Source organism: Pseudomonas sp. 5P_5.1_Bac1 (assembly GCF_025466015.1).
Lineage (GTDB): Bacteria > Pseudomonadota > Gammaproteobacteria > Pseudomonadales > Pseudomonadaceae > Aquipseudomonas.
Genome location: NZ_JANLNX010000023.1, coordinates 1 through 8,253, shown reverse-complemented (window position 1 = coordinate 8,253; position 8,253 = coordinate 1). Strand labels below are relative to the sequence as shown.

Below are 8,253 nucleotides of genomic sequence, written 5' to 3'. Positions count from 1 at the left end.
ACCGATATAGATACAGTGGGCGCGCAAAGCCTAACTATCGACGCCACGCGATAACACTCCACTTCTATCATTGCGCGTGATAGTCACCTTCGCTTCGTTCGATTCGTGCCCACCCGCGCCTGAACGCAGAATCCGCCCACTATCAATATATTGGCGGAGTTCTCCATGGAGCAGTCACTCAAACCCTTGCGCTATCCCCTTGCTGCGTTGGCCCTTCTGGTGATGAGTGCCTGTGGTCGCACCCCGGAGGCGGTCCAGGCACCCGGCGCGCCGAAAGTCAGCGTGGCCAAGGTGCTGGAACAACCAATCAATGAATGGGACGAGTTCACCGGCCGCCTCGAAGCGCCGGAAACCGTCGAAGTCCGCCCCCGCGTCTCCGGGCAGATCGATCAGGTGGCCTTCACCGAAGGCGCCCAGGTCAACAAGGGCGACCTGCTGTTCCAGATCGACCCTCGCCCGTTCCAGGCTGAGGTCCGCCGCCTCGAAGCCCAAGTGCAACAAGCCCGCGCCACCGCCATCCGCAGTGAAAACGAAGCCCAGCGCGGCGAACGCCTGCGCAACAGCAACGCTATTTCCGCCGAGCTGGCCGAGTCGCGCACCAGCGCCGCCGCCGAAGCCCGCGCCGGTGTCGCGGCGATCCAGGCGCAACTCGACCTGGCCAAACTGAACCTGAGCTTCACCCGCGTGACCGCGCCGATCAGCGGCCGGGTCAGCCGCGCCCAGTTCACCGCCGGCAACATCGTCACCGCCGACGTCACGCCGCTGACCAGCGTCGTCTCCACCGACCGCGTCTACGCCTACTTCGATGCCGACGAGCGCGTCTACCTGAAATACACCCAGCTCGCCCGCGACGGCCAGCGCGGCCAGACCACCCCGGTGTACCTCGGCCTGTCCAACGAAACCGGCAACCCGCACCTGGGCCAGATGAATTTCGTCGACAACCAGGTCAACCCGAAGACCGGCACCATCCGTGGCCGCGCCGTGTTCGACAACCGTGACGGCCAGTTCACCCCCGGCCTCTACGCCCGCCTGAAACTGGTCGGCAGCGCCACCTATTCGGCGGTGCTGATCAACGACGAAGCCGTGGGCACCGACCTCGGCAAGAAGTTCGTGCTGGTCATGGACAAGGACAACAAGGCCGATTACCGCCCGGTCGAGCTCGGTCCGAAACTCGAAGGCCTGCGCATCGTCCGCGCCGGCCTGAGCAAGGAAGACCGCATCGTGGTCAAGGGCCTGCAGCGCGTACGTCCCGGCTCGTCGGTCACCCCTGAAGAAACACCGATGGCCAGCGAAGCGACCCTCGCCGCCCTCGCCCAACAGCGCCAGGCCCTGGAAGCCGCCAACCGTCCGCCAGTGCCCGCCGGCGCCGCGACGGTCAAGCTTGCCAGCGCCACGGCTCCACGCGGTTAAGGGACCAGTCCAATGAATTTTTCCCGGTTTTTCATTACCCGGCCGATCTTCGCCGCGGTGCTCTCGCTGCTGATCCTGATCGCCGGCGCCATCTCGCTGTTCCAGTTGCCGATCAGCGAATACCCGGAAGTGGTGCCGCCCACCGTGGTCGTGCGCGCCAACTTCCCCGGCGCCAACCCCAAGGTGATCGGCGAAACCGTCGCCGCGCCGCTGGAACAAGCCATCACCGGTGTCGAGAACATGCTGTACATGTCCTCGCAGTCCACCGCCGACGGCAAGATCACCCTGACCATCACCTTCGCCCTCGGCACCGACCTGGACAACGCCCAGGTGCAGGTGCAGAACCGCGTGACCCGCACCCAGCCCAAGCTGCCGGAAGAAGTGACGCGTATCGGCATCACCGTCGACAAGGCCTCGCCCGACCTGACCATGGTCGTGCACCTGACCTCGCCGGATAACCGCTACGACATGCTCTACCTGTCCAACTACGCCATCCTCAATATCAAGGATGAGCTGGCGCGCCTCGGCGGCGTCGGTGATGTGCAGTTGTTCGGCATGGGCGACTACTCGCTGCGGGTCTGGCTCGATCCGAACAAGACCGCTTCGCGCAACCTGACCGCCAGCGACGTGGTCACCGCCATCCGCGAACAGAACCGCCAGGTCGCCGCCGGCCAGCTCGGCGCACCGCCCGCGCCCGGCAGCACCAGCTTCCAGCTCTCGGTCAACACCCAGGGCCGGCTGGTCAGCGAAGAAGAGTTCGAAAACATCATCATCCGCTCCGGCGAAAACGGTGAAATCACCCGCCTGAAAGACATCGCCCGGATCGAATTGGGTTCCAGCCAGTACGCCCTGCGTTCGCTGCTGAACAACCAGCCGGCGGTAGCGATCCCGATCTTCCAGCGCCCAGGCTCCAACGCCATCGAGATCTCCGACGAAGTGCGGGGCAAGATGGCCGAGCTGAAGAAAGACTTCCCCGAAGGCATGGACTACAGCATCGTCTACGACCCGACCGTGTTCGTTCGCGGCTCGATCGAGGCGGTGGTGCACACCTTGTTCGAAGCGCTGATTCTCGTGGTGCTGGTGGTGATCCTGTTTCTGCAGACCTGGCGCGCCTCGATCATTCCGCTGGTGGCCGTGCCCGTGTCGCTGATCGGTACGTTCGCGGTGATGCACCTGTTCGGTTTCTCGCTCAACGCGCTGTCGCTGTTCGGCCTGGTGCTGGCCATCGGTATCGTGGTGGACGACGCCATCGTTGTGGTGGAGAACGTCGAACGGAACATCGAGCTTGGCCTCGAACCGCTGGAAGCCACGAAAAAAGCCATGAGCGAAGTGACCGGGCCGATCGTCGCCACGGCGCTGGTGCTGTGCGCCGTGTTTATCCCGGCGGCATTTATCTCCGGCCTCACCGGGCAGTTCTATAAACAGTTCGCCCTGACCATCGCCATCTCCACCGTGATCTCGGCCTTCAACTCGCTGACCCTGTCGCCGGCCCTGGCTGCCGTCCTGCTCAAGGGCCATCACGCGCCGAAAGACCGTTTCTCGCGGGTGCTCGATCGCCTGTTCGGCGGCTGGCTGTTCCGTCCGTTCAACCGCTTCTTCGAACGTGCCAGCCACAGCTACGTCGGCACCGTCGGCCGGGTGATCCGCCGCAGCGGCGTGGCAATGTTCGTCTACGCCGGGCTGATGGTGCTGACCTGGATGGGCTTCTCGTCCACCCCGACCGGCTTCGTCCCCGCGCAAGACAAACAGTACCTGGTGGCCTTCGCCCAGTTGCCGGACGCGGCCAGCCTCGACCGCACCGAAGCGGTCATCAAGAAAATGAGCGAAATCGCCCTGAAACAACCGGGCGTGGCCGACTCGGTAGCCTTCCCGGGCCTGTCGATCAACGGTTTCACCAACAGCCCGAACAGCGGCATCGTGTTCACCCCGCTCAAGCCGTTCGATGAGCGCAAAGACCCGAGCCAGTCGGCAGCCGCCATCGCCGCCGCGCTGAACGCGCAGTTCGCCGATATCCAGGACGCCTACATCGCGATCTTCCCGCCGCCGCCGGTACAGGGGTTGGGCACCATCGGCGGCTTCCGCCTGCAGATCGAAGACCGCGGCAACCTGGGCTATGAAGCGCTGTACAAAGAAACCCAGAACATCATCGCCAAAAGCCACAACGTGCCGGAGCTGGCCGGGCTGTTCACCAGCTACCAGGTCAACGTGCCGCAGGTCGATGCCGCCATCGACCGGGAAAAGGCCAAGACCCACGGCGTGGCCATCAACGACATCTTCGACACCCTGCAGATCTACCTGGGCTCGCTGTACGCCAACGACTTCAACCGTTTTGGCCGCACTTACCAGGTCAACGTCCAGGCTGAACAACAGTTCCGTCTCGACGCCGAACAGATCGGCCAGTTGAAGGTGCGCAACAACCAGGGCGAGATGATTCCGCTGGCGACCTTCATCAAGGTCAGCGACACCTCCGGCCCCGACCGCGTGATGCACTACAACGGCTTCATCACCGCCGAGATCAACGGCGCCGCGGCCCCGGGCTACAGCTCCGGCCAGGCGGAAAAGGCCATCGAGAAACTGCTCAAGGAAGAACTGCCCAACGGCATGACCTTCGAGTGGACCGAGCTGACCTACCAGCAGATCCTCGCCGGTAACACCGCGCTGTTCGTCTTCCCGCTCTGCGTGCTGCTGGCCTTCCTGGTGCTGGCCGCCCAGTACGAAAGCTGGAGCCTGCCGCTGGCGGTGATCCTGATCGTGCCGATGACCCTGCTGTCGGCGATTACCGGGGTGATCCTGTCCGGTAGCGACAACAACATCTTCACCCAGATCGGCTTGATCGTACTGGTGGGGCTGGCGTGCAAGAACGCGATCCTCATCGTCGAGTTCGCCAAGGACAAACAGGCCGAGGGCCTCGACCCGCTGGCCGCGGTACTGGAAGCCTGCCGCCTGCGTCTGCGGCCGATCCTGATGACCTCGTTCGCCTTCATCATGGGCGTGGTGCCGCTGGTGTTCTCGTCCGGCGCCGGTGCCGAAATGCGTCACGCCATGGGTGTGGCGGTGTTCTCCGGGATGATCGGGGTGACCATCTTCGGCCTGCTGCTGACGCCCGTGTTCTTTGTCCTGATCCGTCGTTACGTCGAACGCAGCCAGGCGCGCAAGGCCGCGCGGCTGCCCGCCGTGGAGAACCACGCATGAACCCGTTGAACCTGAGCGCTGCAAAACTGTGGATGCCGAGCCTGTTGGTGCTGGCCCTGAGCGCCTGCGCCGTGGGCCCGGACTACAAGGCGCCGGAAACCGCCGCCGCCCACCTGGCCGCCACCGACGGCCAGGCCGGCCTGGACCGCAACCGCTTCGAAAGCGCCTGGTGGCACCAGTTCGAAGACCCGGTGCTGGACCAGTTGGTGACCCAGTCGCTGAACGGCAACCGTGACCTGCGCGTGGCGTTCGCCCGCCTCAAGGCGGCCCGTTCGATCCGCGAAGACGTCGACAACGACGCCTTCCCCACCGTCACCAGCCGCGCCAGCAGCGACCTCGGCAAAGGCCAGATTCCCGGCCAGACCGAAGACCGGGTCAACAGCGAACGCTACGACCTGGGCCTGGACATGGCGTGGGAACTGGACCTGTTCGGCCGCATCCAGCGCCAACTGGAAGCGAGCCAGGCCCAGGAAGCCGCGGCCCAGGCCGACCTGCAACAACTGCAAGTCAGCCTGATCGCCGAACTGGTGGACGCCTACGGCCAGCTTCGTGGCGCGCAACTGCGCGAGAAGATCGCCCTGGCCAACCTCAAGACCCAGCAGGACTCTCGCGGCATCACCGAAACCCTGCGCGATGCCGGTGTCGGCAACGAGCTGGACGTAGTCCGCGCCGACGCCCGCCTCGCGGCGGTGGAAGCCAGCGTGCCGCAACTGCAGGCTGAACAAGTGCGAGCGCGCAACCGCATCGCCACCCTGCTCGGCCAGCGGCCGGACGCGCTGAGCGTCGACCTGTCGCCGGCGCAACTGCCGGCCATCGCCAAGGCCCTGCCGGTGGGCGACCCGGGCGAACTGCTGCAACGCCGCCCGGACATCCGCCGCGCCGAACGCCAACTCGCGGCGGCCACCGCCAACGTCGGCGTCGCCACTGCCGACCTGTTCCCGCGGGTCAGCCTCAGCGGCTTCCTCGGCTTCACCGCCGGGCGCGGTTCGCAGATCGGCTCGTCGGCGGCGTCCGCCTGGGCGCTTGGCCCGAGCATCACCTGGGCCGCGTTTGACCTCGGCAGCGTCCGTGCCCGCCTGCGCGGCGCCAACGCCGACGCCGAAGGCGCACTGGCGACCTATGAACAGCAAGTGCTGCTGGCGCTGGAAGAATCGGAAAACGCCTTCAGCGACTACGGCAAACGCCAACAGCGCCTGCTCTCGCTGCTGAAACAGAGCGAAGCCAGCCGCAAAGCCGCGGACCTCGCCTCGATCCGCTACCGCGAAGGCACGGTGGACTACCTCGTCCTGCTCGACGCCGAGCGTGAGCGCCTCGCCGCGGAAGACGCCCAGGCCCAGGGCGAAGTCGAGTTGTATCGCGGCATCGTCGCCATCTACAAAGCGTTGGGTGGTGGCTGGCAGGCCGAGACCGTCGCCGCCAAGTAATTCAGAGCTCCTTTGGTTGGTTCACACCGACCGTTTTGCCCCGCGGGTGTATGCCTTGCGGGGCTTTTTTTCGGCTGATCTTTCACGCCTCATCGCCGGCAAGACCGGCTCCCACAAGGGCTGTGAACACCCAACCTGTCGGAGCTGGCTTGCCAGCGATGAGGCCGCAAAGCCCCGCAAAAAACCTCAACCCTCCCCTCGCAAATGAAACCCCATCTCCCCCACCGCATCCTGCAACCCATAATCTCGAAACGAAAACCGCCACACCCCGTCCACCCGCTCGAACTCATCGTGATACCGCCCCGCCGTGATCGGTTGTAACGGCAACCCTTCGGTGCACTGAAACACCGTGTAGTACGAGCGCACCGTGGCACGGTTCGCCGCCTCATCGACCTCGATGATCGGATTACTGGTCACATGCTTGGTCCGCGGCGTGCCGCAGGGATACAGCGTGATCAAGTCCCGCATCACCGCCAGCATCTGCGCTGAGTCGAGGGTCGGCCTGTCGCCCGCCAACTTGATCCGCGCATGCCGAAACAGCGCCGCCGCGCCTTCAAAGTCGCCGCAGTCCAGGCGCTCCGCGTATTGGTAAAGAAGATTGCTGATCGCTACCGCGCTGTCGGTCATAACGGCGTCCTCGTCGTTGGGCTCGCGCCACTATCGACCCGCACAGACGGCAACACATCGTCCATTCAAGCTACAAGCCCCCCACTCCCCCCCCTCTGTAGGAGCGAGCTTGCTCGCGATCCCCCTGACACCCCGCCCAGCAAATCCCCCACCGGGGTGTCGCATAAAGCTACGAAATCCAGGCTTCTTCCGACTTTCATGTAGGCAATTTCCCAATCATACTTCCGCGCCTTATCAGCCGTTGCGCTCGTGGGAATCGGCACCTAGTCTTCGCCGGTCGTTGCCAAATCAACGACCGGCTTTGACAGGCCGACCTTTTCCGCAGAACGCTGGTTGCTATGGCAGCTGTGCGTGTGGGCGCCTTCGGGCGCGCCGGGTTTCTCTGTGGACCGGTCTGTCAACCCGCGCACAGTCGCCACCCACCTGTTTGACAGCAGCTCGTGGCGTCTTCACTCCTTCACAGAGATAGACACCATGAAAAAGCCCGTACCTGATCCACCCGCTATCACCCCTCGCCTCGCCACCGTTCACACCCACTTCAGCGTGTGCAACGACAGCCACAAACCCCTGTTCGCCGTCTGCGCCGGCGTCGACATCGAAGATGCCCTCATACACCTGTCCATGACCCTGAAATCAGCATTCGAAACCAACCTGCAAGTCTGCGAACTGGCCGAGCAGGAAGTCGGGGACCTGGCGTGGAGTAACTACCACTCGCTGGAGATTTCCCGGGCGTTGGTTGAGTCGCTGTTGAAGGGGGTGCGGGGCACAAGTGTGATGGCTGAGTAGTGGGGTTATGGGGCATGTAGGTGAGCCAGAAAAAGGGGCGGATTATTTCAGGTGAGAAAATAGAATCCGTCTCTTTTTTTGAGGACTGTGAGAATGAGCATGTGGATAAAGTTAAGTAAGCGCCATTCAACCTGCCCCGGTTTTCTGTCGGATTCACTTACCCATTCATTTGAGATTCACTAATGGGCATCCTGTTTTCACTTTCCGGCCTTCTCGCCACCATCAATTGGGCTTATAAGAAATTTTGAAAATTCGCTATTTGCCAAAACTGCATTTTTTAGTAATCCCTTCTGCCTTCTTACCAAATAGTTTCCCACAACTGAAAACGGAGAAAAATCAATATCAAAATCACTAAACCTACGTACGACAGGAAGTTTAAAGTTTATATCCCTTGAATTCTCCAAGGATAGATCCCACGACCCACCCATACTTTTTCTAAACACTTCCCCAAGATATCTTGAGCATCGACTAAAAAAACGCTCTTCCGGATACCTAGCGTCTAAATAGTTAATATAACTCTCCAGCTCATCCAAACTCGAGACTGAATAATCTAGAGAAAACCCCTCAGCAGCAGCCTCCATTAGAAAAATTTCTAAGACATCGTCCATCTCAAAAATAAAAGCCTGAAACTTCTCGACATCCATTTTAAAACTCAAACCATCAACCATAGCAACACCTATTTAATAAAAGAAAAAGGGGACGGATTTATTTTCTTTAACCCGACCTTGGCCGACCCTGTCCCCGCAGTTCTAATCTGACACCTGATATTTTCTCCACCTCATCAACAAAGCGATCAGCGCCGGTCAACTGCCCT

Annotated in this window: 6 protein-coding genes and 1 pseudogene; 4 read left to right on the top strand and 3 right to left on the bottom strand. The window is 62.1% G+C overall.

Annotated elements, in window-relative coordinates:
• The first annotated feature begins 165 nt into the window (after positions 1–165).
• The 3 genes from mexE to NTD82_RS04395 are packed head-to-tail and all read left to right on the top strand — an operon-like array spanning position 166 to position 6,026.
• Entirely contained in the window at positions 166–1,410 is a 1,245-nt protein-coding gene (gene mexE / locus NTD82_RS04405) for a multidrug efflux RND transporter periplasmic adaptor subunit MexE (RefSeq protein ID WP_095158736.1), read from the top strand.
• A 12-nt stretch (positions 1,411–1,422) separates the two neighbouring features.
• Entirely contained in the window at positions 1,423–4,602 is a 3,180-nt protein-coding gene (locus tag NTD82_RS04400) for an efflux RND transporter permease subunit (protein ID WP_262127890.1), read from the top strand.
• The gene (locus NTD82_RS04395) at positions 4,599–6,026 is read left to right on the top strand and encodes an efflux transporter outer membrane subunit (RefSeq protein WP_095158734.1); all 1,428 of its coding nucleotides are present in this window, start codon (positions 4,599–4,601) and stop codon (positions 6,024–6,026) included. The genes NTD82_RS04400 and NTD82_RS04395 overlap by 4 nt, the downstream gene beginning before the upstream one ends.
• Positions 6,027–6,212: 186 nt before the next feature.
• Here the strand turns inward: NTD82_RS04395 and NTD82_RS04390 are convergent, their stop codons facing one another.
• On the bottom strand, positions 6,213–6,653 hold the full coding sequence (locus NTD82_RS04390; protein WP_262127889.1) for a nuclear transport factor 2 family protein: 441 nt from the start codon (positions 6,651–6,653) through the stop codon (positions 6,213–6,215).
• A 474-nt stretch (positions 6,654–7,127) separates the two neighbouring features.
• Between NTD82_RS04390 and NTD82_RS04385 the strand changes: the two genes are divergently transcribed.
• Complete coding sequence (locus tag NTD82_RS04385) at positions 7,128–7,439, top strand: DUF3077 domain-containing protein (RefSeq protein ID WP_262127888.1); 312 nt, start codon at positions 7,128–7,130, stop codon at positions 7,437–7,439.
• A 197-nt stretch (positions 7,440–7,636) separates the two neighbouring features.
• On the opposite strand, the gene NTD82_RS04380 is transcribed toward NTD82_RS04385, so the two are convergent.
• The gene (locus NTD82_RS04380; RefSeq protein WP_262127887.1) at positions 7,637–8,107 is read right to left on the bottom strand and encodes a hypothetical protein; all 471 of its coding nucleotides are present in this window, start codon (positions 8,105–8,107) and stop codon (positions 7,637–7,639) included.
• Positions 8,108–8,153: 46 nt separating this feature from the next.
• Positions 8,154–8,253, bottom strand: a pseudogene (locus NTD82_RS04375) (transposase); the annotation flags it as partial.

Coding starts and splice junctions, on each gene's coding strand:
- mexE (WP_095158736.1), top strand. CDS start 166: ATGGAGCAGTCACTCAAACCCTTGCGCTATCCCCTTGCTGCGTTGGCC.
- NTD82_RS04400 (WP_262127890.1), top strand. CDS start 1,423: ATGAATTTTTCCCGGTTTTTCATTACCCGGCCGATCTTCGCCGCGGTG.
- NTD82_RS04395 (WP_095158734.1), top strand. CDS start 4,599: ATGAACCCGTTGAACCTGAGCGCTGCAAAACTGTGGATGCCGAGCCTG.
- NTD82_RS04390 (WP_262127889.1), bottom strand. CDS start 6,653: ATGACCGACAGCGCGGTAGCGATCAGCAATCTTCTTTACCAATACGCG.
- NTD82_RS04385 (WP_262127888.1), top strand. CDS start 7,128: ATGAAAAAGCCCGTACCTGATCCACCCGCTATCACCCCTCGCCTCGCC.
- NTD82_RS04380 (WP_262127887.1), bottom strand. CDS start 8,107: ATGGTTGATGGTTTGAGTTTTAAAATGGATGTCGAGAAGTTTCAGGCT.